Here is a 26,608-nt window from a genome sequence, read left to right as displayed (position 1 = left end):
AAGCTACTCAGCTTCGGCCGTGCGGATGGTGTCGCGGCCATGGCGGTCCTTGGCCCGTCCCAGATCGGTGTCGAGCGCGCGCGCCAGCTTGTCGGTGGCGCCGATGAAGGCGTTGGCCATCTTGTCGGCCTCGTCCGTCACCGTGACGGGTTGGCGGCCCGTGACGCGAGCCTCGATACGGCAGCGCTTGTCCTTGGCGCCGGACTTGCCGGCATCGACATCGGACAGGAATACCTCCAGCCGCGTCACATGGTCCTGGAAGCGCGCCAAGCGGGTCTTGGCTTCGTCTGTCACCCATTGGGCCAGGGATTCGCTGCCGTTGATGTGGTCGTCGGTGTTGACTTGTACTTGCATGCGGGGCTCCTTGGGGTGGTTGCGAGAAAAAGGCGGCGGCGACAGGCCGCAGCCATGGCCCCATGGTGGCACCAAAGGCGCTATAGCGCGAATCGGCCGGGTAAGAACCTGTTAAACACAGGTTCTTACAACTTATCCAGCGCAACGGCGGTTGGCCAGGGTGCGCCCGCAGGCAGTGCCGCCGCTTCGGTCACGCGGGTCCGCAGGCGCAGGGCAGCCGGGTCGCCGGGGCAGCGCTGCAGCAGTTGGTCGAGATGTGCCGCAGCCGCAAACGCATCACCCGCCTGGAAGGCATCCAGGGCCGCTGCGGACAATGTGCAGGCCTCGCTGTCGGCACAGAGCGTGAAGACGCGAACCGGTTCGGCCCGCCCCTTGACGATGACCTCGTCCAGCACGCGCACGGGCAGGAAGGCCGGCAGTTGCCGCGCCGTGGCCTGCGACAGCAGGATGCCCGTGCCGAAGGCCTTGTTCGCGCCCTCCAGGCGCGCCGCAAGGTTCACCGCATCGCCGATCACCGTGTACGAAAAACGCTGCTGCGAGCCCACGTTGCCCACCACCACCCGACCGGTGTGCAAGCCGATGCGCATTTGCAGCGGCGGCAGGCCGCGCGCGCGCAGGGCGGCCACCAGCGGTTCCATGGCCTTTTGCATGTCCAGCGCCGCATGCACCGCATGCTCGGCGTGCCGGGCATCGTCGAGCGGCGCGCCCCAGAAGGCCATCACGGCATCGCCGATGAACTTGTCCACCGTGCCGCCGCTGGCGTGGATGATGGGCGTCATGGCGTCGAAGTAGCCGGAGAGCAGTTCCACCGTCTGCTCGGCGCTGAGCTGCTCGGACAGGGTGGTGAAATTGGCCAGGTCGGTGAACATGATGGTCACCTCGCGCACCTCGCCGCCAAGCCGCATCAGCCCGGGCTCGGCCACCAGGCGTGCCACCACGGCGGGCGGCACGTACTGGGCGAACATGGCGCGGGTCTGCTGGGCTCTTTGGCGCACGGTGGCGTAAATGACCAGCGCGGTAGCGCTCGTCAACCCCATGGCCGCAGCCATGGGCATCAACGGCGGCCACCACAGCCGTGCGTAGGCGAACAACAGCCACGAAGCGAGCCCCATGGCCGCCACCAAGGCCGCCATCAGCACGATCGCCCAGCCCGTGTGCAGGCGTCGACCGGCCAATACCACCAGAGGGATCATCAGGAGCACCAGCACGGGCGTCCAATGGCCAGGTGCGCTGCGCAGGCCATCGCCCGCAAGCAGGTTGTCCAGCTGCGTGGCCTGCAGTTCCACGCCGGGAAAAAGGCGGTCGCCCCCGACAGAACCGAAGGGTGAATTGAACAGGTCCGCGCGCGCATTTTCAAGCTCCGAAGCGCTCAGCGCGGACCGCCCGACCAGCACGATCTTGCCCTTGAAAAAGCCAGGCGGCAGCAGCCCGGGCTCCAGCGCCTGGTAGTACGAGCGCGTGTCGAAGGTGCCGCGCGGGCCCCGGTAGGCCAACCACTCGGCGGTCCGCAGGTCGTTGACCCCAGAGCCCGCCACCCGGCGCGCCAACTGCATGGCCAGGCTGTCGGACTCGCCGAAGGCGCGGCGCACCACGAAGTCGTCGTCAGGCTGCACCAGCGCGCTGCCCGCCCGGCCGCCCGCAGCCAGCAACCGCTGCAGTGGCGGCACATCGGTCCACAGCGTGGCATTGCCACTGTCGATCTTCTCGCGCGCCGAAGCCAGGGCCACGGGTGCGGCAACGGCCACGGCGCGCTCCAGCGCCGCGTCCTCCTCTTCGCTGGTCGGGTCGGCAAACACCACGTCCATGCCGATCGCGGCAGCCCCGTCAGCGTGCACACGCTCGATCAGGCGTGCGTGCAGGCTGCGTGGAAAGGGCCAGTGCTGCTGCAGCTCCTGGAAGGTGGGCTCATCGATCGCGAGGATCACCACGGGATAGGTGCCCCGCTGGGGCGCCGAAAGCGCCGTGAGCACGTCGAAGGTCTTGAACTCCAGCGCATGCCAGGGCCGGGTGAACGTGGCAGCCCAGGCGAGCAGCAGCACCAGCGCGCTGGCGGCGAGCGCCAGGGCCGCTTCGCGCCATGCGCCCCTAGAAACGGTAGCGCGCATCGATCACGTACCGCACGGACTGGCGGTCGGAACGGTCTCCGAACAGGTTCAGCACCCCCGCGCCCACCACCCAGTGCTTGTCCTGCGTTTCCCAGTAGCCCGCGATGTCCAGGTTCCAGCCCGGCGGGCGGCGTGTGAGGTTCTGCTTGTCCTCGAAACGCTCGGACCGGTAGACCGCCCGGGCGCTCAGGTACACGCGCTGCGCGCTGGCCCAGGTAGCCCCGATCACCGCCGTGTGGCGCGGTATGTAGGGGATGCGCAGGTCGCGCACCAGGCTGTTGCTGGTGCTGTCCAGGTACTGGCTGCGGCTGTGCTGGAACAGGTACTTGGCATAGCCCGACCACTGGCGGCTGAACATGCGGTTCACGCCCGCGCCCAGGGCCTGCAGGCTGCCCTCCTCGAATCCCGGGGTGCCTTCAAGCACGTCGGTGGTCGACAGGTTGATCATCTGCGCGCTGCGCATCTCCTCCAGGAAAGGCATGCTGGGCGTGCGCAGGTCCACGCCGATCACGCCGGGATTGCGCACGCGCAAATGGTCGGCGCGCAGACTCACGAAGGTGCGCTCGTCGACCTCCATGCCCAGCTGCGCAACCGTGCGCCGATGGCGGCCACCGGCCTCCACCAGGCGGTCTTCGACCGGAATGCCGGCCGTCTCCACGCTGGTGAGCGTGGACGCACTCAGCGGGCGCAGCCAGTCCTGGTAGGCCATGCGCAGCGTGCTGCCCGCCGCCGGGGTGAACACCAGGCCCACGCGCGGGGTGGCCATCCGCTCCGTGTCCGCGCGGCGCGCCTGACTCGATTCGCTGACGTCCCGCACCAACAGGCCCACCGCATTGCCCCCGCGCACCCGGTGGCGGATCTGCTGCAGCCCCAGCGCACCATCGAGCAGCAGGTCCGGCGTGAACTGCTGGCTGCCGGCCAGGGTCAGGCCGGTGTAGCGCCGGTCGATCTCGTTGACGCCGGCAAACACCATGATGTCGGGGGCCACGGCGCTGTCCCGGCGGATCAGGGGGCCGTAGCCGCTGACTTCACTGGATTGTTTTTCCGCCACATGCTCCAGCGTCACGCTCAGGCGCTGGCCGGGCTCCAGGTCCACCGTGTGGCGCAGTTGCAGATCGGTGAAGGCCTTGTCGGGCGAGGCCTTGAGGCCCATGAGGGCCGCCAGCGGCTGGAACAGGAACAGGGTGGGGTAGTTCTCGGAGCGCGTGTGCTCCGTGCTGCGCCCCAGCTTGAGCCAGGTCTGCTGCACCGGGCTCCAGCGGTAGGACAGCCCCGCCATCCCCAGGCGCACCCGGCTGCTTCCCGTGGTCTGCAGCACGTCGGACCCATCGCCCCAGAGGTCCAGCCGGTTGCGCCCCTGCAGCGACACGTCGAACTGGTTGGCATACACGAACAGGCTCAGGCGCTCGGTGGGCTGCATGCCCAGGCCCAGCGTCAGCACGTCGGCCCCCACGTCGGCGCCTCCCGTGGAGTCGTGAAACGCCGGTACGTTGAACACCCCCACGTCGATCGGAAAGCGCTTGCCGTGGGCGTTCTGCGCCTTGAAGAACCAGGACACCGGCACCTGGCTGTTGTCCATGCCATTGAGCGTGAGCGAGGGCGCGCGCATGCGGTAGAACTCGCGGTCCAGCATCATGCCCAGCGCCCCATGGCTGCCCGGCCGCTGCAGCAGCGAGGAATGCAGCTGGCTGGCGCCAAAAGCCATGGGGTCGGTCAGAAAGCCCTGGAACAGGGCCGAGTTCTTGTTGAACTCGCCACGGTAGCGGTCTGCCAGGAACAGGTGGCTGCCGCCCCAGTACGGCGAAAAGCTCTTTTGCGCCAGCTCTAGCGCCCAGTCCTCCATGCCGAAGAAGGCCAGCGAGGCGCCCAGGTTGGCGCTGCCCTTCTGGTCATTGGCCACCTGGTTGAGCGACTTGAGGTAGGGCATGCGCTGCACGGCCGCGCGGGCGGACTCGACGGCATCGCCGGGCTGGAACAGATCGGTCTGGATCTGCGCCAGCAGCAGGTAGGGCAAGGGGTCCTTGTCGTCGAGGGCACTGGCCTGGCGCAGCGTGGCCAGCGCATCGGGCGTGCGTCCGAGCTGGTAGTAAGCCACCGCCGTCCAGACCTTGGCACGCGCATAGCGCGGCTCCATCACGCCGGCGCGCAGGAAGTCGCCGAGCGCGGCCTGCGGCCGGCCCTGCTTGAGGTGCATCAGCCCCTGCCCGGTGAGCGCCACATAGTCGGCAGGGTTGTCGCGCAGGGCGACTTCAAACGCCTGCCCTGCCTCGGTGAACTGGTTGACAAAGGTTTCGAGCGTGCCCCGCTCGCCCTGCGCCCCCGGCGTCTGCGCATCGAGTGCCAGCGCCTGGCCCAGTGCCTTGCGTGCAGGGCCGGTCTCCTCGCGCTCCACATGTGCGCTGCCCAGACCCTGCCAGACCCGTGCGTCGCCGGGCATGCGCGCCGTGGCCTCGGTGTAGGCCGCAATGGCCGCCGGCCCATTGCCCTGGCGGCGGGCCAGCTCGGCGCGCACCAGCGCCAGGCCCCCGTCGCTTGCGTCGCTGGTTTCCGCCAGCGTGGCCTGCGCCTCTTCGACCCTGTCAGTGAGCAATTGCACGCGCGCCAACTGGGCCACCAGGGCCGGATGGGCAGGCCAATGCTGCGTGAGCGCCGTGCGCAGGGTGTTCACGGCCGCAGGTCCATCGCCGTCGAGCAGTTGCAGATCCGACTGCATGAGCCAGGCGGCCAGCACGGGCGGCTGGCCCGCGCCGTCGACCTGCTGCGCAAGCCGGGCGCGGGCGGTCTGCAGGTCACCCGCCTGCAGCGCCACGGCGGACTCCATGGCGGCTGCCCAGACGGCGGGCACCTGGCTGCGCACCTGGGCCAATGCGGCGGCTGCAGCGGCCGCATCGCGGGCAGCCAGTGCGCGCCGCACCGGGTCCAGCGCGGCAGGCATGCCACCATCGGTATGGCCCTGCGCCGCGAGCGAAGGCAGCGGATCGGCGCGCAGCGCATTCACCCACTGGATGCGGTCGCGCGGCTGGCTCAGCACCATCTTCACCGGGGCCTGGCCCACATCGGCGTAGGCGGCCTCGTTGGCGGCCACCGACACCTGACCCTGGGCGTTGCCGAACTCCACCGTGCCCGAGAGCACGGTGATCAGCGTGCGACCATCGCCAGCGACCTCGATGTCCCAGTCTGTGCCACGGATCGCGGCCGTGGCGGCGGGCGTTTCCAGCGTGAGGCGGCTGCCGTCGGCGCGGCGCGTCTGCGTCCAGGCCCGGCCGGCGCTGAGCATCAGCGTGGTCATGGGCTGCGCAGGCGTGGCCACCGCCTTGACCTGCAGCACCGTGTTCTGGTGCAGGCGCAACTGGGTGTCGTCGGCAAACAGCAGGGCCATGCGTGCGGCTTCGCGCGTGCGCACGAAGTCGCCGGGCGCCAGCGCCTGGGCCTGGCGTGCCGGCTTCCAATCCGGCGTGGCCGCAGCGCGCTGGTCGCCCGGGCCTTGCAGGCCCACGATCTCGGCCGCCGCACCCGGCGGCACGGCGGCATGGCTCGGGGGCCAGGCCAGGGCCAGGAACATGGTGAGCGCGGAAAGCTGCATCGAGGGGTGGCGCATGGAGGTGCCTTGTTTTCCTATGGGGCGGGCAGCGGCCGACGCAGGTGCGGCCACGAACGGGCAGGCCGCAGCCCGTCACACCCGGTTACCGAAATTATCGGGAACGCGGACGGGCCGCAGCACACCAGGCACCAACGGCAACCCGCCATTTCATGAAGAAAGCCACATTTCATAGCACCGGGTGGCGCAGCCACAGGCGTGCACGGCCCTTTCCTACAGACGGCGCAGGGTGCGGGTGCTACAACGTAAATACCTATTGCCTTGCATGCGCAGCCTCTGGTGCACATGCCTATGGAGCCCCCACCCATGCCCGCCGCCCCCCGCCTCAAGATTGGCCTGTCCGCCTGTTTCCAGCATGCCGACCCCACCCGTTCCCTGTTCACCAACAAGACCCTGCAGTATGTGGAGCAGTCCATCGCGCACTGGCTGATGTCGGCCGGGGCCATGGTGGTGATGGTGCCCTGCCCCACGGGCGAAACAGCACGCGGCGACGTGACGCTGGCCCACTATGCCGACTGGCTCGATGGCGTGGTGATGCACGGCGGCGCGGACGTGTGGCCGGGCAACTACGGCGAGGAGCCGCTGCGGGAAGAATGGGTGGGCGACCGCGTGCGCGACCTGTACGATCTGGCCGTGGTCAAGGCGTTTGCCGAAGTGCGCAAGCCCATCTTCGGCGTCTGCCGGGGCCTGCAATTGATCAACGTGGCCTTCGGCGGTGCGCTGTACCAGGACATCGAGTTCCAGCACCCCGGCGCCCAGCAGCACCGCAACGCCACCACCTACGACCAGCATTTCCACGACATCGAAATCGTGCCCGGCACGCGCCTGGCGCAGCTCTATCCAGAAAAGCCCCGGGCACGCGTCAACAGTATCCACCACCAGGGCATCAAGCGCGTGGCGCCGGACTTCGAGGTGGAGGCCCTGAGCGAACCGGATGGCGTGCCCGAAGCCATTCGCCTCAAGCCTGCCCCCGGGCGCGGCTACATCGCCGCCACGCAATGGCACCCCGAGTTCCACAAGGTGGGCTCCGATACGCTGGACGACACCGCCATCCTCGAGGATTTTCTCACTGCATGCACCAAGGCCAAGGCGCAAGCGCCGGCGGAGCCCCATGCCTCGCCCTTGCGTGACCGCGCCACCCGGCTGCTGCGGCGGGCGCTGCGCAAGGACCGGCAGAAGGCCGGGGAGCAATGATGGCGGGGCTGCGCCACTGGCCGCTAAAAAAATAGCAAAAGCGCCCAATTGTTCTCACCTGGCGATGCCTGCGGACCGCCGGCATCTTCTGCCGCAGCCCAACATCCTGGATACTTGGCGCCTGTTGAGCCCCTATCCAGCGAGAAGCGAGCCCGCACCATGAGTATCTTCGACCGCCTTCTGGGCGGTATGCGCAAGACGACGGACCGTCCAGACGCCCCCCCCGCACGTGCCGCAGACCCCCTGGAGCGGCGCAAGCACAGGCGTGTCAACGCGCGAAAAGGCACCAGGGTGCTGATCATCGACGACTCGCCGACCGTGGTCGCCGTCCTGCGCAAGACGCTGCTCTCGGCAGGCTATGAAACGCGCGAGGCGCTGGATGCAGAGAAGGGCCTGGCCCTGATCGCCGAGGAACCACCCGACCTGGTCTTTCTCGACATCATCCTCCCGGGCATGAACGGGTTCAATGCACTGCGCACCATTCGCAGGCTGCCTGCCTCGCAGCACATCCCGGTGATCATGATCAGCGGCAACGAGCACGCCACCGAGCAGTTCTATGCCAATCGGATCGGCGCTGACGATTTCATGAAAAAGCCGTTCTCGCGCCATGAGATCTTCGCCCGCATCGAGGCCTTGCTTGACGCGCAGCTCATTCCCCGGCGCAGTGGTGGCGCGCCGGGCGGTGCCGCCACAGACGTGCCGCCCGCCCCGTTCTGATCCCCCAGCAGCCCTGAGCGACCCCGCTTTGCTCTGACCGTTCTGACAGCCGCCGCAGCCGACCCACAACCCCAGGCTGATCAACGCCCACACATCACACGTTCGCCGCCCTTCGAGGAACAGCAGCGCGTGCGCCTCCAAAGTGCCTTCGCACCCACCTGGGTAAAAAAAAGCTGGACGCTCGGCCAATAACGGGGCAAGGTGCTCTCGTAGCTTCGGCAGACGGTCCCGGTCACAACGGGTCTCCTCTGCTTTTCTTCCGGCTTTGAGAGGAGGACACCATGCGAGCAACCGAGCGAAATCGACCGAGGCGACACCCGATGGAGAGCCTGCGCCCATCCCCTGCCAGCGCGTGCGCACCCCACCGAAAGCGTTACGCAGCGGCACTGGCCCTGGCGGCCGGCATGCTGGCATGGCCGACGCTGGCAGGCACACTCACCGGCACGCTGCAGTCGCAGATTCAGCTCACGGCGGGCTGCGTGATCGCGGGGAGCTCCGGCAACGCCTCCGGCGTGAACTTCGGCCTGCTGGACTTCGGCACCAGGCCCAGCACCTTCACGGGCATCGTCAACGCCACGGCCTCCGGCGGCGAGAGCGTCTCGGGCCCCACGCAGATCGTGTGCTCACCCGATGTGCTGGGGATCAGCATCCTGGTGGGCCCGGGCTCCTACGCTGGCCAGGGGGGCTCCATCGGCGCCGGCAGCCGCGCCATGCGCAACGGTAGCACGGCGGCCTACATCCCGTATGACGTGTTCCGCGACCCGGCGCACAGCCAAGCCTATCCGACCGGAGCGGCGATCACGGGGATCACGGTGCCAGCCAATGGCGTGGCCTTTGCGCTGCCCATCTATGGCCAGATCAACAAGTCAGACCCCTCGGCGCTGCCGGCGGGCATGTACACGGATACGCTGCAGATCACGCTGACCTACTGATCTCCGGGCGCCGGACCACCGGTCGCAACCACCAGGAGACAGAGGCAGCAGGGGAATGGGTGTGCGAAGAGCGCGGGAGCGCCAATGAGGATTTGCATTCAATCGTATGACCAGGCGGGAGCCGCAGACAGTGCTGTAGCACGGCAAGGCGAACCAACGACGTTAGACGGTTGAAGGCAAATCCGCATCACACCACAGGCCGTGGCGGGCGGCCGAGGGAGCATCATCCATGGTTCAAGAAATGCATGCGCGTGCAGGAAGAGGCTCGCGCGCCAGAAGCCAGGCCAGCCCGCAGGTGGCCATCGTGCTGCCGTTGCTGTGCACGTCACTGGCAGCGATGGCCGCGACGGCGCCCACCAGCCCCTCCTTTGCGGTGAACGCCTCCGTCGTGAGCGGCTGCATCGTGTCCGGCAACTCCTCGCAGGTGACGGGCGTGCCCTTCGGCTCGGTCAACTTCGGCACGCACTCCGCGGTCAGCACCGGCACGGTCACCGCCATGGCCAGCAACGACATGGGGATGCAGGCCCAACTGGTGTGCACGGCCGGCACGGCGGCGCAGGTCAGCGTGAACGGTGGGCTGAACCTGCAGGGCGCACAGCGCCGCCTGTCCAACGGGGCCGGCCAGTTCATCCCGTACACGCTGTCGCTGGTGGCCGGCACGGTGACCGCCCTGGCGCCCAACGTGGCAGTCGGCATCACCATGGGCACAACACCGACGGCCCTGCCCATCCGGGGCAATCTGGTCCTGCCCGGCTCCGCCGCCATGGCCGGCACCTATGTGGACACGGTGCAGGTGACCGTGACATGGTGAGCACGCACCACCTCACGGCTTTCCCTTCTGCCGTCGCCTGGCTGCGCACCGCGCGCTGCATGGCCTTCGCGCTCGCTGCCTGCGCTGGCTGGGCGCATGCAGCCACCCCGCTGATGATCTGGCCGGTCGATCCCGTGATCACCGAGGAACAGCAGGCCGTGGCCGTCTGGCTGGAAAACCGCGGCACCGCCGCCGTCTCTCTGCAGGTCCGGGTACTGGACTGGAGCCAGACCGATGGCGAGGAATTCTTCTCGGCGCAAAAGGACGTGGTGGCCAGCCCGCCCATCAGCCTGGTGCCGGCCGGCAAACGGCAGATGGTGCGACTGATCGCCGCCCGGCGCCCACCCACGGGCCTGGAGGATGCCTACCGGGTGGTGATCGACGAGCTGCCCGCCCCCGGCGACCCGGCGCAAATGCCTGCAGGCGCGGAAACCGGCATGGGCATCCGCCTGAACGTGCGCTACGCCATCCCGTTGTTCGTCTATGGCGAGGGCGCGCAGCCGTTTCGGCCGACCAAGCCCCTGCTGGCTGGCGGCAAGGGCAAGCCCTTGCCGCCCTCCCTGACTTGGCAGGCCACGAAGCAGGGCAACCGGCACCAGCTCGTGGTGCGAAACCAGGGGGCGGGCCACGCCCGCCTGACCTCCGTGCAATGGAATGCCGGCAGCCGGGGCGCCATCTCCATCAATGAAGGACTCATGGGCTATGTGCTGCCAGGCAGCCAGATGCAGTGGGAGCTGGAGGCGCCACCGCCGGCCAACCCGGAGCTCAAGGCCACGATCAACGGGGTTGAAACCCTGGTTCCCCGTGCACCGCGATGAACGCCCTGGCTTCTTGGCCCGCGCGGGCCGCGCCCTGGTGCTCGGTGCCTTCCTTCCTGCGCAGCTTTCTGCGGGCACTTATCCGCCGCCGCCCTCGGCGCCGGATGCAGCCGCGCAACCCGTGGTGCTGTACCTCGATGTCGAGGTCAACGGCCAGGCGTCCGGGGCGCTGGTGGAAGTGCTGCAGCGCGGCCCCCATTTCGAGATCGAAGCGCAGACCTTGCGCCAGATGCATGTGCAAAACGGCCAGCCCGCGGGCGCCCGGGTCGCGGTGGATGCGCTGCCCGGCGTCACGGCCGACTACGACGCCCTGGGCCAGCGGCTGCGCCTGTCTGTGCCCGCACAGTGGCTTCCCATGCAGCGCCTGGCCGACGAGACGCCCGAGGAAACACCCACCAGCGTCACCGGCAGCGGCATGCTGTTCAACTATGACCTCTACACGAGCCACTCGCGCGCGCAGTCGCTCACCTCGCTGTGGTCCGAACAACGCTACTTCAATCCCCGCGGCGTAGCCTCCAACACCGGCATCGTCCGCCTGCATTCCAGCGGCGCAAGCCGCGGCTACATACGCTACGACACGCGCTGGACGAGCGTGGACAACGCCAGGGCCACGGAGACCACCTACGGAGACCTGGTGACGGACTCGCTGCCCTGGACCACCTCCGTGCGCATGGCCGGCGTGCAGTGGGCGCGCAACTTCGGCGTGCGCCCCGACCTCATCACCTATCCCCTGCCCGAGTTCGCCGGCCAGGCCGCCCTGCCTTCGGCCGTGGACCTGTTCGTCAACGGCTTCAAGGCCGCCAGCCACCGCGTGGCCCCCGGGCCGTTCACGCTGGGCGAGCTTCCTGTGGTCAGCGGTGCCGGCACGGCCTCGGTAGTGACCACCGACGCCCTTGGGCGTCAGGTCCAGACAACCATTCCGTTCTATGTGAACCGGGAGCTGCTGCGCCCCGGCTGGACGGACTACTCCCTCTCGTTGGGCACCTTGCGCAGGGCCTATGGGCTGCGCAGCTTTGCCTATGGCCGGCCGATTGCCGCAGGCGTGTACCGCCAGGGCCTGTCGGACCGCGTCACCCTGGAAGCCCAGGCGCAGTTGGGCAAGGGGCTTGGCGTGGTGGGCATCGGCGGCATGGCCGGCCTGGGCATGCTGGGCATCGCCAATGCCTCCCTGACACGCGGCACCACGGCACGCTCTGGCAGTGGCTGGCAGTATTCCGCAGGCTGGCAATACCATACGCCGCGCGCAGGCTTCTCCTACCAGCAGACCGGCCGCGACGCGCGCTTCGGCGACGCCAGCACCTATGCCGACGACGGCTACCAGCTGTCCCTGCGATCACGCCAGTTGAGCGTGAGCTGGAACCTGGGCACGGGCTCGGTCACGGGGGGCTGGCTGGACATGCGCAATGCCAGGAACGAGCGCAACCGCCTGGCGTTCGCCAGCTACAACCTGCCGATCGCAGGCAACACCTTCCTCTCGGTCACGGCGGGGCGTACGGTGGAAACCCGGGAAAACCAGTTGCGGCTGCAGCTCACCTATTTCCTGGGCGACCGCTCTACGGCCCAACTGGCCACGTCGAAGAACCGCGAATCCACCCAGACCTATGCCAGCTACCAGCGCACCATGCCCACCGAAGGCGGCTATGGCTGGAACGTGGCGCAGACGCTCTCGGGCGGCCCCCAGCGCTACAGCCAGGCCGCTCTGCAGTACCGCAACAGCACGCTGAGTGTGGAGGGTGGGGTCAGTGCCAGCCCTGGCCAGACCATGCAGTGGGGCACGCTGTCGGGCTCGCTGGGCAGCATCGACGGGCACCTGTTCGCGGCCAACCGCGTGTACGACGGCTTCGCGCTCGTCTCTACCCAGGGCATGCCCGACGTGCCCATCCTGTACGAGAACCAGTTGGCCGGCCACACCAACGCCCAGGGCTACCTGCTGGTGCCCAGCGTACCCGCCTACTACCCGGGGCGCTACGCGGTGGACCCGCTCACCCTGCCGGCCGACGTGCACATTCCGGCGCTGGAGCGGCGCATGTCCGTCTCGCGCAATGCCGGCATGCTGGTGGAGCTGCCGGTGCTCAAGCTGCGCACGGCCACCATCACGCTGGTGGATGCGCAGGGCACGCCCATGAAGGCCGGCAGCGCCGTGCTCCACACTCCGGGCAACATGCAGACCGTGGTGGGCTGGGATGGCGTGGTCTACCTCACCGTGCTGCGGCCCCAGAACGCCCTGCAGGTGCGCACCCCCGAGGGCGCGTTTTGCAAGGCCGACTTTTCCGAAGCGGCGTATGCATCATCGCGTGACCTGATCGTCCGCTGCCTGCCCACCACCCCGCGCCCCCAGGAAGGAGCTGTGCGATGACAACCCTCTACACCCTTCTACAGCGCTGGCGCAGCCTGTGGGCCTGCCTGGTGCTGGCCTCGTGCCCGGTGCAGGTGTTGGCCATCTGCGCGGCCACCGAGACCAGCGGCGCGCTGGGCACCCACCCCTCGCAGCGGGTGCGCAGCGGCTCACCCATCACCACCACGGCAGACTTCAAGCTCGGCTGCGGATCGGTGGTGCTGGCGCTGTTTGCCACGCCTACGCTCAAGGCCAAGATCACCACCGCCACCTCCGGCCTCACGCTGAAGAACACGCTGAACAGCGCCATCACCATTCCCTACCAAATCAGCCCGGTGGGCGGCGGTACCTTCACCTCCGGGCTGTTGATACTCGATCTCAATGGCATCAACGCGGTTTCGCTGCTGAGCAACAACAGCGCCACCATCGGCATCAAGATCAGCACGCTGGCGGGCGCCAACGTGCCGGCAGGCACCTACACGGACAGCATCACCGTCAACTGGACCTATGCGAACATCTGCGAAGGCATTGCCGTGGGCTCTGCCTGCGTGGGCAACGTGCGCAACGGCAATGAGGATCGCACCCTGACCGTGACCCTGGTGGTCATCAACGATTGCACCATCACGGCGCCGGACATCCAGTTCGGTTCGGCGCCCCTGCCCAGCGGATTCAGCGCCGTCTCGCAGAGTATTTCCCTGCTGTGCACCAAGGGCATGACCTACTCGGTGGGGCTGGACATGGGCGGCCAAGCCAATGGCACACGGCGGCAGATGGCCAGTGGCAGCAACCGGCTGCAATACAACATCTTCAAGCCCAATACCAGTGTCTGGGGCAGCGTCGGCACGGCGCGTGCTGCGGGCCTGGGCATGGCCGACGGCCTGACCCTGCAGGTGATGCCCTACACCGCGAGCGTCTATGCGGACCAGCCGAACGTGCCCGTGGGCACCTACACCGACAGCGTAAAGGTGGACGTGGAGTTCTGAACGGCACCGCCGGGCAACGCCCAATACCCCTGCACTGGTCAAACTGCGCAATTCACTGTAAATTCATACAGTGAATTTACAATCCAAGCTGGCCATCCTGGCCGACGCCGCCAAGTACGACGCCTCCTGCGCTTCGAGCGGCGCCGCGCCCCGCGATTCGCTGGGCGGGCGCGGCATGGGGTCCACCGAGGGCATGGGCATCTGCCACAGCTATGCGCCCGACGGGCGCTGCATCTCGCTGCTCAAGATCTTGCTGACCAACTTCTGCCAGTACGACTGCCTGTACTGCGTGAACCGGGTCAGCAGCAATGTGCCGCGCGCCCGCTTCACGGTGCAGGAGGTGGTGGACCTCACGCTCGATTTCTACCGGCGCAACTGCATCGAGGGGCTGTTCCTCTCGAGCGGCATCATCCAGAGCCCCGACTACACCATGGAGCAGGTGGTGGAGGTGGCGCGCGTGCTGCGGGAGGAGCACGATTTTCGCGGCTACATCCACCTGAAGACCATCCCCGATGCCTCGCCCGAGCTCATGGAGCGCGCCGGCCGCCATGCCGACCGGTTGAGCATCAACGTGGAGCTGCCCACGCCCGAAGGGCTCGCGGCCCTGGCGCCGCAAAAGGACGGCGCGGCCATTGCACGCTCGATGGCGCGCATGGCGGTGCACATCGAGGACGCTCGGCAGGCGCGCAAGGAGCAGGCTGCCGCCAAGCTGGTATCCATGCCCGCCTCGGCGCGCGCCCGCCGGGCCCCGGCGCCGCACTTCGCGCCGGGCGGCCAGAGCACGCAGATGATCGTCGGCGCCGACGCCACCGACGACCGCACCATCCTGGCCACCAGCGCCGGGCTGTACGGCCTGCACCGGCTGCGGCGCGTGTACTACTCGGCCTTCAGCCCCATCCCGGATGCGGCGCGTGCGCTGCCGCTGATCGCACCGCCCACCGTGCGCGAGCACCGGCTCTACCAGGCCGACTGGTTGATGCGCTTTTACGGCTTCGCACACAGCGAGATCGTGCCCGCAGGCCAGAACGGCATGCTGGCGCTGGACATGGACCCCAAGCTTGCCTGGGCGATTGCGCACCGCGAGCGCTTCCCCGTGAACCTGAACACCGCCCCGCGCGAGCTGCTGCTGCGCGTGCCTGGCTTTGGCGTGCAGACGGTGGACCGCCTGCTGGCCGCGCGCCGCGTGCGCCGCCTGCGCCATGCCGACCTGGCGCGGCTGCATGTGCCGCTCAAGAAGGTGCTGCCCTTCGTGGAGGCGGCCGACTATCGGCCGGGCCGCACGCTGGATGCGGCCGATCTGGCCGCCCGCATGGCTCCGCCGTCGGCGCAGCGCGGCCTTTTCGATTGAGACAAGCCACCATGGCACTGCACACCATCACCCTCGCACATGCCACCGACTGGCCGGGCTTTCGCCGGGCCGCACGCACGCTGGTGCAGGCCGGGGTGCCGCCACAGGAGGTGGAGTGGTTCACCGCGCAAGGCGCTGCACAGGACCTGTTCGCCGCGCCCGCACCATCGGGCCTGCCCCTGGATGCGCTGCCACGGCAGGCAGGAGGCCCGGCGCCGCGGGTGCCCGAGGATTTTCTGCGCCTGTGCGAACGCCTGGTGCTGCACCGCAACCCGGCGCGCTTTGCGCTCATGTACCGGCTGCTGTGGCGCATGTCTCACGAACGCGGGCTGCGCCACGACCCGCTTGATGCCGACCGCATGCAGGCCCACCACATGGTGCGCGCCGTGGCGCGCGACATGCACAAGATGCACGCCTTCGTGCGCTTTCGCTCGGTGACCGACGGCGAGGGCCGCACCGTGCAGGTGGCCTGGTTCGAGCCCGACCATTTCATCACCGAAGCCAATGCCGGCTTCTTCGTGCGGCGCTTCACGCAGATGCACTGGGCCATCCTCACGCCCGATGCCAGCGTGCGCTGGGACGGCGCGCAATTGCACACTGGCCCCGGCGGCCAGCGCAGCGACGCACCACCGCCCGATGCGGGCGAGGCCCTGTGGCTCACCTACTACCGCCACATCTTCAACCCCGCTCGCCTGAAGACCGACATGATGCGCAAGGAGATGCCACAGCGCTACTGGCACAACCTGCCCGAAGCCGCGCTGATCACCGAACTGACGCGCGGTGCCCACGAGCGCAGCGCGCGCATGGTGGAGGCCGAGGCCACCACGCCGCGCAAGGCCATCGCACCCCTTATCCCGTCACACGCGCACGCATCGCGCTGAACTGCGGCGCCAGCTCGGCCGCCGTCCAGCGCCAGGGCAAGGCGTTCGCGCGCCAGATGCCACCCAGCACCTGCAGCCGCAGCACGCGCTGCGCGCCGGGCCAGCGTGCACGCGAGGCCTCGTCCCAGAGCAGCTCGGCGCGGGCGGCCACATGCAGCAGGCCACCGTCCTCGTAGTCCACCCACAGCAGCCCGGCCTGCGGGTGCAGCGCGAGGTTACCCAGAGTATTGAAGAACAGGTTGCCGGGGTAGTCGGGCAGTGTCAACGCCAGTCCCTGCTCCGTGTGCTCGGCATGAACGAAACCCGGTTCGCCGCCGCGGTGCGACACGTCCACGCCTTCGTTGCGCCGTGTGCCCGGCTGTGCGGCCGAGGCACTGGCGATGAACATCGTGTCGCTGCGCGCAATCAGGCCCAGCGCGGCGGCATCGAGCCCCGCGCCCAGCACTTGGGCCGGTGCCGGGGGCGTCACCATCGCGCGCAGGCCGGGCGCTCGCGCCTGGATGTACTTGGGGCAGTTGCCAAAGCTCTGCGCCACGCCCACTTCCAGCCCGCGGGCACCGAATGCAGCCACCCGTCCGTTCATGCGGTTGCGCCGGCGGGTGTGCGGCTCCAGCCCGAGCACGCCCACCGGCGCGCCGGGCACCAGCCGGGCCAGCACCGGGTCGGCGGCATCGGGCGCCACGGCCAGGTGCATGGACCCGGCATCGGGCGTCTGCACGAAGCCGGGCGGCCCGGCCACCATCGTGGCCCAGGGCTGGCCATGATCATCGAGCGCGCCCAGCAGCAAGGTGGGCAGTTTCTCGAACAGTTCGCGGTGCTGGTCGGGCATCTGGTCGCGCAGCACCACGGGCCCGACGGCGGCCATGCGCTCGCGCACGCCCACACGCTCCTGCAGGGCCTGCTCGCCCACGTGGAAGGCGGCGGCGGGCGCGGCGCTCATGCCGGCACCGCAGCGTCAGGGGCGGGCAGGCGGTCGGCCAGGGGCACATAGCCTGGCAGAGCCTCGACCCGCGCGACCCAGGCGGCGATGCGCGGGTAGCCAGCCAGCGAGAGCCCGCCGATCGGTGCCTGCGAGGTGTAGCTCACCATGGCGATGTCGGCCAGCGTGGGAGCGCCACCGCCCAGCAGCCAGTCGCGGCCTTCGAGCGCGGGCTCCATGAAGTCGAACAGCCGGCGGCCGATGGCCAGTGCCGCCTCGCTGGGTTCGCGGCCCGTGATGGCGGCAAAACGTGCGCTCGATGCCCCGGTCGCCAGCATGCCGGCCGCCAGGCTGAACCAGCGCTGCAGGCCGGCCTGGCCCACCGGGTCCTGCGGGATCCAGTGGCTGCCAGGTGCATAGCGCTGCACCAGGTAGACCAGGATGCCGTTGCTGTCGGACAGCACCAGATCGCCATCGACCAGCACCGGGATCTGGCCCAGCGGGTTGCGCGCCAGGTGGGCGGCCTGGCGGTGCTCGCCGGCGATCACGTCCACATGGACCAGCGCATGGGGCAGGCCGAGCATGGACAGCATGAGCTCGACCCGGTGGCTGTGGCCCGAGATGGGCATGCGGTAGAGCGTGAGGGGTGCGGAGGGTGCCATGGTGGAAGGTCCTTGTCAGAGGGGGAAACACAGAGGACTCCACGATATCCATTGCCAAACCTGCCGTGAATAGCCATAGTGCGGCAATCAAAATTGCGGATGTCGCAACAATGGACCATCTTGACACCCTGCGCTGCTTCGTCGCCGTGGCCGATGCGGGGGGCTTTGCCGCCGCCGCGCGGCGCCTGGGGGTGTCGGCCACGGCCGTCACGCGCGCCATTGCGGCGCTGGAAGCGCGCCTGTCGGTGCTGCTGTTTCAGCGCAGCACGCGCACCGTGCGGCTGACCGAGGCGGGCGAGCGCTTCTTGGCCGACTGCCGCCCCATCCTCACCGACCTGCAGGAGGCCGAGCAGGCCGCCAGCGGCGGGCAGGCCGAGCCCCGGGGCCTGCTGGCCATCACCGCGCCGCAGATGTTCGGCATGCGGCATGTGGCGCCCGTCGTGCAGGCCTTCCTGCACGCGCAGCCGCGCGTGCAGGTGCGCACGCTGTTCGTGAACCGGCTGGTGCACCTGCTTGAAGAGGGCATGGACGTGGCGATCCGCATCGCCCACCTGCCGGACTCGGGCCTCACCGCCGTGCAGGTGGGTGCGCTGCGCCGGCTGGTGGTGGCCTCGCCCGCCTACCTGGCGCAGCACGGCGAGCCGCGCCACCCCGATGAACTGGTAGCTCACCGCGCCATCGGCTTCTCGTTCGATAACAACAGCGTCTCGCCATGGAAGTTCAAGGGGGGCGTGGTGGGCCAGCCGCATTTCAGCTGGATCAGCAACAGCAACGAGGTGGACATCGCCGCCGCCGAATCGGGCCTGGGCCTCACGCGCTGCCTCGCCTACCAGGCGGCGCAGGGCGTGCGCGCGGGCCGGCTGCGCGTGGTGCTGGCCGCACACGAGCCGCCGCCCGTGCCCGTGCACATCGTCTACCCGGCGGGGCGGCGCGCGCCGGCCAAGGTGCGGGCCTTCGTGGAATTCGCGCGCGAGCGGCTGTCAGCCGAGCCCGTGCTGCAAGGCCGAGGCCTCACCCGAAGGGCCTGAGAACAGGTTCTGAAAAGGTCTGCCGGTAGCGCGAGGGCGCCGGCAACCGGTGCAGGCGGAAATGCCGGCGCAGCGATTCGGGCGAACCCAGGCCCGCCAGGTCGGCCACCGCGTCGATGGGCATGGCCGGGTGGGTTTCCAGCAGTTCCTTGGCGATGGCCACACGCTCGCGCACCAGCCAGTCCTGCGGCGATAGGCCCGTGCCCTCCTTGAAGCGGCGCTGCAGCGTGCGCCGGCTCATCTGCGCAAACGCCGCCATGGAATCCACCGTGTGCACTTGGCGCGCGTTCTCGCGCAGCCAGTCGAGCAGGCGCGCGATGCTGCTGACCTCGGCGCTGGGCATGGGCCGCGGCACGAACTGCGCCTGCCCGCCGTCGCGGTGCGGCGACATCACCAGCCGCTGCGCCACCGTGTTCGCCACGCGCGCGCCATGGTCGCGCCGCACCAGGTGCAGCAGCATGTCCAGCCCCGCGGCGGAGCCCGCCGAGGTGATGGCCTGGCCTTCGTCCACGTACAGGGCCGAGACATCCACCGTGATGTCGGGGAACTCGCTGGCCAGGCGCTCGGCATGGCGCCAGTGCGTGGTGGCGCGCCGGCCCGCGAGCAGCCCCGCATGCGCGAGCACGAACACGCCCGAGCAGATGGAGCAGATGCGCGCACCGCGCCGCCAGGCGCGCTGCAGGGCGCGCAGCAGCGCCTCGGGCGGGCGCTCGGCCGCATCGCGCCAGCCGGGCACCACGATGGTGTCGGCCCGCGCCAGCATGGCCAGGCCATGCGGCGCCTGCACCTGCACCCCGCCCATGGCGCGCAGCGGGCCGGGCTCCACCGCGCACACGGCGTAGCGGTACCAGTCCACCTCCTCCAGCTCGGGCCGCTCCAGCGCGAACAGCTCGACCGCGCAGCCGAATTCGAAGGTGCACAGGCGGTCGTAGGCGAGGATCGCTACAAGGTGGGGCATGGCGCAATGTTACCGAAGATTGTCATTGCTGCCACTGGCCGGAGTGGCACCCCCTGGCGACACTGGAGGCATCTGAAACGCCATTCAAGGAGCCAGTTGCCATGACCTCTTCCCCCAGCGCCGTGGGCGCCATCCCCGCAGCCCACAGCACCGCAGCGCTGGCGCATTTCGAGGCCGCCTTCGCTTTCGAGACCGATTGCTGGGACGTGCACGACGCCATGGACCGCGGCGTGCAGGACTTCGTGCTGCTGGACGTGCGCAGCCACGCGCTGTACGAGGCCGGCCATGTGCCTGGCGCGGTGAGCCTGCCGCACGCCAAGATCATCGAAGCGAAGATGGCCGCCTATGCGCCCGGCACGCTGTTCGTCGTCTATTGCGCAGGCCCGCACTGCAATGGCGCGCACCGCAGCGCCGTGCGGCTGGCGCGGCTGGGCCGGCCGGTGAAGCTGATGATCGGCGGGGTGACGGGCTGGCTCGACGAGGGCTTCAGCCTGGAAAAGGGTGCGCAGGGCGGTTGAACGCCCGGCAGGTCAGCCCGGTGCGTAGAGCACGTCCGAGCGCAGCACGTACTTCGTGCCCTCGGTGACGGCCTGGCCTTCGTGCCAGGTGTCGTGGATGAAAAGCAGAGCCGCACCGGTGGCTGGCTGCACCACGAAATCCCTGAAATCGGTGTCCCCGCCCGCAAAGCCCGCATTGAGGTAGACCAGCAGCGTGAGCCGGCTGGTCATGCCCGCTTCGGTCCAGGGCCCGTCCTTGTGCATCTTGAAGCGCTGGCCCGGGGCATAGCGGTAAAAGCGCAGCTCCTTGGGCAGGCCTTGCGCCTCTTCTCCATCGAGCAGTGGCAAGGCCACGCCCTGCAACCGCTGCCACAGGAGGGCCACCCAGGCGGCGGACTCGACCATCACCCGGTCGTTGTTGCGCACCAGGGGCATGGCCCTGGGACCACCGGCCGTGCGCACGCCGGCGGCCTCGAAGCCCTCGCGCTCGGCCAGCGCGATGAGCTCATCGCACTCGCCACCCGACAGGAAGCCGGGGATGGAAAAGGCCCGGTCTGAATGCGCAACCGCCTGCAGGCCAGCCATCGCAAGGCTCAATGGTGGTGGCCGTGGTCGCCGTGCACATGGCGGTGGGCGATCTCCTCGGCGCTGGCGGCGCGAACGCTGGCCACCTTGCACGAGAAGCGCAGCGCCTGGCCGGCCAGCGGGTGGTTACCGTCCAGCAGCACTTCAGGGCCCTTGATCTTGACCACGTTGAACACGGCGGGCTGGCCATCGGTGCCCACGCCCTGCAGCTGGCCGCCGACCTTCACGCCCGGGGGGAACTCGGACTTGGGGATGGTGCGCACCAGGCCTTCGTCGCGTGCGCCAAAGGCCTCTTCCACGGCCAGGTCCAGCGTGGTGCTGAAGCCGGCGGCCTGGCCTTCGAGGGCGGCCTCGACCTTGGGGAAGATGTTCTCGTAGCCGCCGTGCAGGTAGGACAGGTTGCCCGCGTCCAGGGGCTTGCCCTCGGGCGTGGTGACCTTGTAGGCGATGGTGACGGCGGTGTCTTTGGCGATGTTCATGGATGGCGCGCTTTCATGCAAGGAATAGCAGGGGGCGGCATGGCCGCTGCCCTGCGGATCGGAATGCAGGATTGTCCACGACCCGAACCACCCCTGCCCAAGCAGGGGTGGCGCCCCTCAAACGGCCGCAGGCACCTCGTCCTCGGCCTGGCCCGGGTAGCGCGCAAAACGCCGTGCCTCGGTACCGTGCACCGGGTCGCTGTCGGGCCAGGGCCAGCCGCCGAACTGGGTGCGGCGGTAGTCCTGCATGGCCTGCATGATCTCCTGCTGCGTGTTCATCACGAAGGGGCCGTACTGCGCCACGGGTTCGCCGATGGGGCGGCCCTGCAGCACCAGGCACTCGGCCACGGTGGCGCCGGTGTTGGTCAGCAGCCATTCCTGGCGGGCGTCTATCTCCAGCGCGGCATGGCCCTGCGCCTCCTGCGGGCCCACGCGCAGGCCATCGCCCACGAAGAAGTAGAGCATGCGGCGCGTGCCCGCACCCAGCGCGGCCGGCATGGGCCACTGGGCACCGGGGTCCAGGCGCAGCGTCCAGATCGCCACGTCGGCGCCGGGCTGCGAGGCCCAGGACTCGGGTGGCGGCGCCAGCGGTTCCGGCGCAGCGGGCAGGGCGCCGGCCACCACGGTGGCGGTGGTCGTGCGGCCGGCCTCGTCGTGGTGCACCAGGCGCGGGATGCGCTCGTTCCAGAGCATGGTGAAGTGCGGCTCCACCATCTTGTGGCGTGCAGGCAGGTTCAGCCAGATCTGGAACAGCTCCAGCGGGTTCGGCTCGGTGGCGCTCAGCAGCGGGAACATCTCGGAATGCACGATGCCCTTGCCGGCTGTGACCCACTGCACATCGCCGCCGCCGAAGCGCGCGGCGGCACCCAGCGAGTCGGAATGGTCAATGAGCCCCTTGCGCACCAGCGTCACGGTCTCGAAGCCTCGGTGCGGGTGGCCGGGAAAGCCGGGCACGGTGTCGCCGTGGTACATGCTCCAGCCGTCCTTGCGGCTGAAGTCGCTGCCGATCTGGCGGTCGTCCACCGGCACGGCCGGGCCGAAGGCCGCGTTGCCGGCAGGGTAGGCGTCGTCGTGGTGCGCGCAGAACAGGAACGGGTCGAGCGTAGGCCACAGCGGGCCGAGCGGCTGGCTTTGCAGGATGGGCGTGGAATGGTTGTTCGACATGGGGCCTCCTTCGGTGGTGCGCCGTCGTGATCGTGAGCGGCATGCCCGCAACAGATGGGGACATTGCAGCGCCACAGAAGTGCCAGCGGTGGAACGGTGCGGTGCATGCCGCAGGACAATCTGCGGGCTGACCGCGCGATTCTAGGGACAAGCGCACCGGCCCGCTGGCAGCGCCCTCACTTCACGCGAACACCGTTTGCGCGCCCTCGGCGGGCAACGCAGCGCCAGCCCGCCCAGAGCGGCGGCCACGCCCGCCGCCACGCCATGTCGGGTGCAGGCTCAGGGGGCCTTGCGGCGGTATGTCGCCTTCATGAATTCCTTCCAGCTGCCATCGGGCTGCTGGGTGGAGGAGGTCAATGTGCGCTCGTTGGGGCCCAGGAGGGTGATGGTGTCGCGGTATTTAGCGGTGCTGCCGTCGCCGGCGAAGCTCGGGCCTTCGGTCTCGAGCGGGAGCACCTTTTCGGTGGCATCGAGCGTGCCGCAATAGACCCACATATGGGCCATCATCGAGCCGACCCAGGTGCCGATGAAGACCGCCTTCTCGGGGTCGTAGCCCAGGGTGATGAGCATGCGCGCGTCGCCGCCGCCGGGCATGGTGCCCGTGCCTTCGCCCAGCACCCAAAGCTCCCCGAGCTGGCGCACATGCTCGGTGCCTGTGCTGGTCATGGGCGGCTCACCGGGCCCAGCGTCGCAGGTGGATTCGCAGGTCCAGTCGCCGAGCAACTGCTGCAGCCAGCGGTGCTGCGCCTGGGGTTCGGGATTCAGCATGGGGAGTCTCCTTGGGGGCTGGCTTACATGGCCAGGCCATCGTGGTGGTGCACGGGGATGGCGTCGAGGTCCACGCCGTCGAGCGTGCGCAGGTTCACGGCCGCCATCTTGTGGCCTGCGGGGTGCGTGCCTTCGCCATGGGTATGGATGCCGCAGGCCGGGCAGAAGCGGTGCTCTATGACGTGCTTGTGGAAGGTGTAGCTGGCCAGGTTCGCCTCGGGGGTGGTCAGCCGCAACTGGCCGTGCGGCACGAACCACAGCAGCGAGCCGCGCCGCCGGCACATGGTGCAGTTGCAAGCCAAAGCGCTGTCGATGGTGCCTTCCACTTCGAACGCCACCTTGCCGCAGTGGCAGCTTCCCCGGTACCGCACGGGTCCAGCTCCTGGTGCGGAGGCGTCCGTCATTGGGGCACCACCACCATCCACGACACGCCAAAGCGGTCGGCGACCATGCCAAAGGCGGGCGAGAAAAAGGTCTTGCCCAGCGGCATCTGCACCTGGCCGCCCGCAGCGAGCGCATCGAAGAGGCGTTTGGCCTCGGTCTCGGTTTCGGGGCTCAGCGACAGCGAGATGCCCTGGAAGCTGGGCTTTCCCGAACCCATGCCGTCCGACGCCATGACCTGGGTGTCGCCCACGTTGAACGAGGCGTGCATGACCATCTCGGGCTGGGGCCCTGCGCCGGGGCTGCCGTCGGCAGAACAGCCCGGGCCGGCGGCGGGCTCGGGGTTGTCCTTGTAGCGCATGAGCATGGTCACCTCGGCACCCAGGGCGGTGCGGTAGAACGTGAGGGCCTCTTCGCAGCGGCCTTCGAAGAACAGATACGGCTCGACTTTCATGGCGGATCTCCTTGGGTAGGTGGGTCAAAAGCGGACATCCATGCATTGTGGACACCGTTCACAAACAATACCAAAGATAATGAACAGTGTCCACATTGAAATCCCGATGTCCGTAACCACCCGCAACAGCGCCACACCAGGCAGCCCATCCTCGCCGCGCAGCACCTACCGCCATGGCGACCTGCGCCGCGCCCTGCTGGACGCCGGCATCGAACTGGCGCGCCAGGGAGGGCCCGACGCCGTGGTACTGCGCGAAGCCACGCGCCGCGCAGGTGTGGCGCCCAATGCCGCCTACCGCCATTTCGCCAACCGGCAGGACCTGCTGGCGGCGGTGCGCGCCGCCGCCGTGGCCGCCGTGGCCCAGGCCATGGAGGCCGAGATGGCCGACGTGCCCACGGGCGGCACGCCCACCGAACAGGCCCATGCCCGGGTGCGCGCCGTGGGGGCCGGCTACATGCGCTTTGCCCATGCCGAGACGGGGCTGTTCCGCACCGCCTTCGGCGGCCAGTTCAGCGTGGAGCAGAACCCCGACCCCGCCATGGGCGGCCTCACGGGCCTGAACCCCTTCGAGCACCTGTCGGCCGCGCTGGACGACCTGGTGACCGCTGGCGCCCTGCCACCCGAGCGCCGCCAGGGCGCCGAGTACCTCGCCTGGTCTACCGTGCACGGCATGGCCCTGCTCAGCATCGACGGGCCCTTGCGCGGCACGCCCGCCGACATGCTGCAGCTGCTGGGCCAGCGGCTGCTGGACATGGTGGAACGCGGTTTGTAGCGCGGCTCAGCGCAGGCCGTAAAGCCGCGCCGTGGCTTCGATGCGCTCCACCAGGGCGCTCCGCAGCGCGGCCGGCCGCAGCACCTCCACCTCGGGCGACTGGCGCATGAGCTGGCCGCAGGCGTGGGCCACCGATTCGATGGGAATCGTGAGCGCCACGCGTCCGTCCTTGCGGCGCGAGGGCGGGGCCGCTGCCACCGCCCGCGCAACGGCACTGCTCAGTGCGGCAAGGCCCTTGAGCCCCGCCGGCGTGGCCAACAGTTCGGCCTCGCCGGTGTACAGGCCCGATTCGAAGCGGCGGATGGACTCGTCCCAATACCTGGGCAGGTCAAAGCGCGCCGGTCGCCGCACAGGCGTGGTGAGCGCCGCCGCCGCGCGGATGTTGGACACGCGGTAGGTGCGCGGCCCTGCGCCGTCGGAGGCCTTGTCCACCGGCTGCGCTACCAGGTACCAGACACCCGCCTTGAGCACCAGGCCCAGCGGGCCCACGGCGCGCTCCACCGTGTCGGCCCAGCTATCGTAGCGCAGGGCCAGTTGCTGGCCGCTCCAGACGGCGGCAGCGACGGTGGCCAGGTGGGGCGTGGGCTCGCTCTCGCGGTACCAGTCCACCGGGTCGAGGTGCAGGCGGTCGCTCACGCGCTGGGCGTCTTCGCGCCAGGGTGCAGGCAGCGCGGCCAGCAGCTTCAGGCGTGCGCCTTCCACGTCATCGCCCAGGCCCAGGTCGCCGGCCGGGCCAGGCAAGCCGCTCAGGAACACGGCCTGTGCCTCGGACGGAGTGAGCCCCGTCAGCGTGGTCTTCCAGCCCGGCAGCAGCGCAAAGCCGCCATGGCGCCCGCGCTCGGCAAAGATGGGAACGCCCGCAGCCGTGAGCTGGTCCACGTCGCGGTACAGCGTGCGCACCGAGACCTCCAGCGCATCGGCGAGCGCCTGCGCGCTCATGCGCCCCCGGGTTTCGAGCAGCATCTGGATGGACAACAGGCGGCTGGCACGCATGGAGAGAAAGGAACGAAAAAGCGACTGGTACCAGTATGCAGCGAATACCTGCCATGCCTTGGCAGGTATTGCGCCGCAGACTGCAGGCTTCTCTCTTTTTCTTGATCCAAGGAAGCCCCGCATGCCCACCACCCCCTCGATTGCCGACTGCGCCATCGTCGAACTGCGCCAGTACACCCTGCACCCCGGCCAGCGCGATGTGCTGATTGACCTGTTCGACCGCGAGTTCCTCGAAAGCCAGGAGCGCGAGGGCATACGCGTGATCGGCCAGTTCCGCGACCTGGAGCGGCCGGACCTGTTCGCCTGGCTGCGCGGCTTTGCCGACATGGCGGCGCGCCAGCGGGCGCTCGAAGCGTTCTACAGCGGCCCGGTGTGGGCTGCGCATAGCGACGCAGCCAACGCCACCATGGTCGATTCGGACAACGTGCTGCTGCTGCGCCCCGCATGGCCGGGCGCCGCGGCGGACCTGCCCGCCGAACGTGCGGCCCCCGGTGCCAGCGGCCCGGCCCCGGGCCTGCTCGATGCCACGGTGTTCTACCTCAAGGAGCCTGCAACGCCCGCGCTGCTGGACCACTGCCGCGAGCGCATGGACCCCACGCTGCGCGCGGGTGGTGCGCGCAATACCGCCTGGTATGCCAGTGAAGCGAGCCCCAACACCTTTCCCCGCCTGCCGGTGCGCGAGGGCGAGCCCGTGCTGCTGGGCCTGGCGCTGTTCGACGATGCCGGCGCGCTGGACGCCTTTGCGCAGGGCGGAGCGTGGCAACGCGATGTGGAACCGGGCCTGGCGCCCTGGCTGGCGCGTGCGCCCGAAGCCCACCGGCTGCAGCCCACGGCGCGTTCGGCCCTGCACGCATGACGCACACACATCCCGG

Annotated in this window: 26 protein-coding genes; 13 read left to right on the top strand and 13 right to left on the bottom strand. The window is 69.2% G+C overall.

Going from position 1 to position 26,608, the window contains the following annotated elements; genetic code table 11:
* Positions 1–3 precede the first annotated feature (3 nt).
* The 3 genes from ACSQ9E_RS30530 to ACSQ9E_RS30520 form a co-directional block, all read right to left on the bottom strand.
* Positions 4–354, bottom strand: a complete 351-nt coding sequence (locus ACSQ9E_RS30530) for an HPF/RaiA family ribosome-associated protein (RefSeq protein ID WP_057200711.1) — start codon at positions 352–354, stop codon at positions 4–6.
* A gap of 125 nt (positions 355–479) precedes the next feature.
* Positions 480–2,459 (bottom strand): CHASE2 domain-containing protein, encoded by a 1,980-nt coding sequence (locus ACSQ9E_RS30525; RefSeq protein WP_436219992.1) that lies wholly within the window; start codon positions 2,457–2,459, stop codon positions 480–482.
* The gene (locus ACSQ9E_RS30520) at positions 2,440–6,057 is read right to left on the bottom strand and encodes a TonB-dependent receptor domain-containing protein (protein WP_436219991.1); all 3,618 of its coding nucleotides are present in this window, start codon (positions 6,055–6,057) and stop codon (positions 2,440–2,442) included. The genes ACSQ9E_RS30525 and ACSQ9E_RS30520 overlap by 20 nt, the downstream gene beginning before the upstream one ends.
* A gap of 306 nt (positions 6,058–6,363) precedes the next feature.
* Here ACSQ9E_RS30520 and ACSQ9E_RS30515 point away from each other — a divergent pair, with 306 nt between their 5' ends.
* From ACSQ9E_RS30515 to ACSQ9E_RS30475, 9 genes are all read left to right on the top strand, one after another.
* A complete protein-coding gene (locus tag ACSQ9E_RS30515) occupies positions 6,364–7,251 on the top strand; it encodes a gamma-glutamyl-gamma-aminobutyrate hydrolase family protein (protein WP_157412373.1) in 888 nt (295 codons plus the stop codon).
* A gap of 291 nt (positions 7,252–7,542) precedes the next feature.
* On the top strand, positions 7,543–7,968 hold the full coding sequence (locus ACSQ9E_RS30510; protein ID WP_235514307.1) for a response regulator: 426 nt from the start codon (positions 7,543–7,545) through the stop codon (positions 7,966–7,968).
* Positions 7,969–8,288: 320 nt separating this feature from the next.
* Positions 8,289–8,900 (top strand): Csu type fimbrial protein, encoded by a 612-nt coding sequence (locus ACSQ9E_RS30505; RefSeq protein WP_235514298.1) that lies wholly within the window; start codon positions 8,289–8,291, stop codon positions 8,898–8,900.
* A gap of 229 nt (positions 8,901–9,129) precedes the next feature.
* Positions 9,130–9,711 (top strand): spore coat protein U domain-containing protein, encoded by a 582-nt coding sequence (locus tag ACSQ9E_RS30500; protein ID WP_082608063.1) that lies wholly within the window; start codon positions 9,130–9,132, stop codon positions 9,709–9,711.
* The gene (locus ACSQ9E_RS30495) at positions 9,705–10,529 is read left to right on the top strand and encodes a fimbrial biogenesis chaperone (protein ID WP_057200705.1); all 825 of its coding nucleotides are present in this window, start codon (positions 9,705–9,707) and stop codon (positions 10,527–10,529) included. Before ACSQ9E_RS30500 ends, ACSQ9E_RS30495 begins: the two co-directional genes overlap by 7 nt.
* A complete protein-coding gene (locus ACSQ9E_RS30490; RefSeq protein WP_436219990.1) occupies positions 10,498–12,885 on the top strand; it encodes a fimbria/pilus outer membrane usher protein in 2,388 nt (795 codons plus the stop codon). The genes ACSQ9E_RS30495 and ACSQ9E_RS30490 overlap by 32 nt, the downstream gene beginning before the upstream one ends.
* Positions 12,882–13,847 (top strand): Csu type fimbrial protein, encoded by a 966-nt coding sequence (locus ACSQ9E_RS30485; RefSeq protein WP_436219989.1) that lies wholly within the window; start codon positions 12,882–12,884, stop codon positions 13,845–13,847. Before ACSQ9E_RS30490 ends, ACSQ9E_RS30485 begins: the two co-directional genes overlap by 4 nt.
* Before the next feature lie 70 nt (positions 13,848–13,917).
* Positions 13,918–15,195 (top strand): putative DNA modification/repair radical SAM protein, encoded by a 1,278-nt coding sequence (locus tag ACSQ9E_RS30480; RefSeq protein WP_436219988.1) that lies wholly within the window; start codon positions 13,918–13,920, stop codon positions 15,193–15,195.
* Positions 15,196–15,206: 11 nt separating this feature from the next.
* Entirely contained in the window at positions 15,207–16,076 is an 870-nt protein-coding gene (locus ACSQ9E_RS30475; RefSeq protein ID WP_436219987.1) for a TIGR03915 family putative DNA repair protein, read from the top strand.
* Here the strand turns inward: ACSQ9E_RS30475 and ACSQ9E_RS30470 are convergent.
* Complete coding sequence (locus tag ACSQ9E_RS30470; protein WP_436219986.1) at positions 16,045–17,016, bottom strand: flavin-nucleotide-binding protein; 972 nt, start codon at positions 17,014–17,016, stop codon at positions 16,045–16,047. The genes ACSQ9E_RS30475 and ACSQ9E_RS30470 overlap by 32 nt on opposite strands.
* Positions 17,013–17,657, bottom strand: a complete 645-nt coding sequence (locus tag ACSQ9E_RS30465; RefSeq protein ID WP_436219985.1) for a glutathione S-transferase family protein — start codon at positions 17,655–17,657, stop codon at positions 17,013–17,015. Before ACSQ9E_RS30465 ends, ACSQ9E_RS30470 begins: the two co-directional genes overlap by 4 nt.
* A 110-nt stretch (positions 17,658–17,767) precedes the next feature.
* Here ACSQ9E_RS30465 and ACSQ9E_RS30460 point away from each other — a divergent pair, with 110 nt between their 5' ends.
* Positions 17,768–18,685: a LysR family transcriptional regulator gene (locus ACSQ9E_RS30460; protein ID WP_057267168.1), complete on the top strand. Its 918-nt coding sequence runs from the start codon at positions 17,768–17,770 to the stop codon at positions 18,683–18,685.
* Here ACSQ9E_RS30460 and ftrA read toward each other — a convergent pair.
* Positions 18,669–19,643, bottom strand: a complete 975-nt coding sequence (gene ftrA, locus ACSQ9E_RS30455) for a transcriptional regulator FtrA (protein WP_057200697.1) — start codon at positions 19,641–19,643, stop codon at positions 18,669–18,671. The two genes, ACSQ9E_RS30460 and ftrA, sit on opposite strands and share 17 nt — an antisense overlap.
* A 101-nt stretch (positions 19,644–19,744) precedes the next feature.
* On the opposite strand from ftrA, the gene ACSQ9E_RS30450 reads away from it, so the two are divergent.
* Positions 19,745–20,161, top strand: a complete 417-nt coding sequence (locus ACSQ9E_RS30450; protein WP_057200696.1) for a rhodanese-like domain-containing protein — start codon at positions 19,745–19,747, stop codon at positions 20,159–20,161.
* 12 nt (positions 20,162–20,173) lie between these two features.
* Here the strand turns inward: ACSQ9E_RS30450 and ACSQ9E_RS30445 are convergent, their stop codons facing one another.
* The 6 genes from ACSQ9E_RS30445 to ACSQ9E_RS30420 form a co-directional block, all read right to left on the bottom strand.
* Positions 20,174–20,725, bottom strand: a complete 552-nt coding sequence (locus ACSQ9E_RS30445) for a prolyl hydroxylase family protein (RefSeq protein WP_235514290.1) — start codon at positions 20,723–20,725, stop codon at positions 20,174–20,176.
* Positions 20,726–20,733: 8 nt separating this feature from the next.
* Entirely contained in the window at positions 20,734–21,204 is a 471-nt protein-coding gene (locus tag ACSQ9E_RS30440) for an FKBP-type peptidyl-prolyl cis-trans isomerase (protein WP_057267162.1), read from the bottom strand.
* Positions 21,205–21,321: 117 nt separating this feature from the next.
* On the bottom strand, positions 21,322–22,368 hold the full coding sequence (locus tag ACSQ9E_RS30435) for a pirin family protein (RefSeq protein WP_436219984.1): 1,047 nt from the start codon (positions 22,366–22,368) through the stop codon (positions 21,322–21,324).
* Between the two features lie 279 nt (positions 22,369–22,647).
* The gene (locus tag ACSQ9E_RS30430) at positions 22,648–23,136 is read right to left on the bottom strand and encodes a DUF1579 domain-containing protein (RefSeq protein ID WP_057200693.1); all 489 of its coding nucleotides are present in this window, start codon (positions 23,134–23,136) and stop codon (positions 22,648–22,650) included.
* Positions 23,137–23,159: 23 nt separating this feature from the next.
* Positions 23,160–23,507 (bottom strand): GFA family protein, encoded by a 348-nt coding sequence (locus ACSQ9E_RS30425; RefSeq protein ID WP_057200692.1) that lies wholly within the window; start codon positions 23,505–23,507, stop codon positions 23,160–23,162.
* Between the two features lie 29 nt (positions 23,508–23,536).
* Positions 23,537–23,971: a VOC family protein gene (locus ACSQ9E_RS30420; RefSeq protein WP_057200691.1), complete on the bottom strand. Its 435-nt coding sequence runs from the start codon at positions 23,969–23,971 to the stop codon at positions 23,537–23,539.
* Between the two features lie 106 nt (positions 23,972–24,077).
* On the opposite strand from ACSQ9E_RS30420, the gene ACSQ9E_RS30415 reads away from it, so the two are divergent.
* Positions 24,078–24,743 (top strand): TetR/AcrR family transcriptional regulator, encoded by a 666-nt coding sequence (locus ACSQ9E_RS30415; protein WP_057267153.1) that lies wholly within the window; start codon positions 24,078–24,080, stop codon positions 24,741–24,743.
* Positions 24,744–24,749: 6 nt separating this feature from the next.
* Here ACSQ9E_RS30415 and ACSQ9E_RS30410 read toward each other — a convergent pair whose 3' ends face one another.
* Entirely contained in the window at positions 24,750–25,736 is a 987-nt protein-coding gene (locus tag ACSQ9E_RS30410) for a helix-turn-helix transcriptional regulator (protein ID WP_436219983.1), read from the bottom strand.
* Positions 25,737–25,857: 121 nt separating this feature from the next.
* Here ACSQ9E_RS30410 and ACSQ9E_RS30405 point away from each other — a divergent pair, with 121 nt between their 5' ends.
* A complete protein-coding gene (locus ACSQ9E_RS30405) occupies positions 25,858–26,592 on the top strand; it encodes an NIPSNAP family protein (protein ID WP_436219982.1) in 735 nt (244 codons plus the stop codon).
* Positions 26,593–26,608 lie beyond the last annotated feature (16 nt).

This window comes from Acidovorax sp. LjRoot118, from assembly GCF_964253575.1.
Classification (GTDB): Bacteria; Pseudomonadota; Gammaproteobacteria; order Burkholderiales; family Burkholderiaceae_C; genus Acidovorax.
Note: the sequence above shows the minus strand (reverse complement) of the source record. Positions and strands in the feature narration are given on the sequence as shown.

Bases quoted from the DNA above. Each gene is read 5' to 3' on its own strand.
- ACSQ9E_RS30530 (WP_057200711.1), bottom strand. From the start codon at position 354: ATGCAAGTACAAGTCAACACCGACGACCACATCAACGGCAGCGAATCC.
- ACSQ9E_RS30525 (WP_436219992.1), bottom strand. From the start codon at position 2,459: ATGCGCGCTACCGTTTCTAGGGGCGCATGGCGCGAAGCGGCCCTGGCG.
- ACSQ9E_RS30520 (WP_436219991.1), bottom strand. From the start codon at position 6,057: ATGCGCCACCCCTCGATGCAGCTTTCCGCGCTCACCATGTTCCTGGCC.
- ACSQ9E_RS30515 (WP_157412373.1), top strand. From the start codon at position 6,364: ATGCCCGCCGCCCCCCGCCTCAAGATTGGCCTGTCCGCCTGTTTCCAG.
- ACSQ9E_RS30505 (WP_235514298.1), top strand. From the start codon at position 8,289: ATGGAGAGCCTGCGCCCATCCCCTGCCAGCGCGTGCGCACCCCACCGA.
- ACSQ9E_RS30500 (WP_082608063.1), top strand. From the start codon at position 9,130: ATGGTTCAAGAAATGCATGCGCGTGCAGGAAGAGGCTCGCGCGCCAGA.
- ACSQ9E_RS30495 (WP_057200705.1), top strand. From the start codon at position 9,705: ATGGTGAGCACGCACCACCTCACGGCTTTCCCTTCTGCCGTCGCCTGG.
- ACSQ9E_RS30485 (WP_436219989.1), top strand. From the start codon at position 12,882: ATGACAACCCTCTACACCCTTCTACAGCGCTGGCGCAGCCTGTGGGCC.
- ACSQ9E_RS30475 (WP_436219987.1), top strand. From the start codon at position 15,207: ATGGCACTGCACACCATCACCCTCGCACATGCCACCGACTGGCCGGGC.
- ACSQ9E_RS30470 (WP_436219986.1), bottom strand. From the start codon at position 17,016: ATGAGCGCCGCGCCCGCCGCCGCCTTCCACGTGGGCGAGCAGGCCCTG.
- ACSQ9E_RS30465 (WP_436219985.1), bottom strand. From the start codon at position 17,657: ATGGCACCCTCCGCACCCCTCACGCTCTACCGCATGCCCATCTCGGGC.
- ACSQ9E_RS30460 (WP_057267168.1), top strand. From the start codon at position 17,768: ATGGACCATCTTGACACCCTGCGCTGCTTCGTCGCCGTGGCCGATGCG.
- ftrA (WP_057200697.1), bottom strand. From the start codon at position 19,643: ATGCCCCACCTTGTAGCGATCCTCGCCTACGACCGCCTGTGCACCTTC.
- ACSQ9E_RS30450 (WP_057200696.1), top strand. From the start codon at position 19,745: ATGACCTCTTCCCCCAGCGCCGTGGGCGCCATCCCCGCAGCCCACAGC.
- ACSQ9E_RS30445 (WP_235514290.1), bottom strand. From the start codon at position 20,725: ATGGCTGGCCTGCAGGCGGTTGCGCATTCAGACCGGGCCTTTTCCATC.
- ACSQ9E_RS30440 (WP_057267162.1), bottom strand. From the start codon at position 21,204: ATGAACATCGCCAAAGACACCGCCGTCACCATCGCCTACAAGGTCACC.
- ACSQ9E_RS30435 (WP_436219984.1), bottom strand. From the start codon at position 22,368: ATGTCGAACAACCATTCCACGCCCATCCTGCAAAGCCAGCCGCTCGGC.
- ACSQ9E_RS30430 (WP_057200693.1), bottom strand. From the start codon at position 23,136: ATGCTGAATCCCGAACCCCAGGCGCAGCACCGCTGGCTGCAGCAGTTG.
- ACSQ9E_RS30420 (WP_057200691.1), bottom strand. From the start codon at position 23,971: ATGAAAGTCGAGCCGTATCTGTTCTTCGAAGGCCGCTGCGAAGAGGCC.
- ACSQ9E_RS30415 (WP_057267153.1), top strand. From the start codon at position 24,078: ATGTCCGTAACCACCCGCAACAGCGCCACACCAGGCAGCCCATCCTCG.
- ACSQ9E_RS30410 (WP_436219983.1), bottom strand. From the start codon at position 25,736: ATGCGTGCCAGCCGCCTGTTGTCCATCCAGATGCTGCTCGAAACCCGG.
- ACSQ9E_RS30405 (WP_436219982.1), top strand. From the start codon at position 25,858: ATGCCCACCACCCCCTCGATTGCCGACTGCGCCATCGTCGAACTGCGC.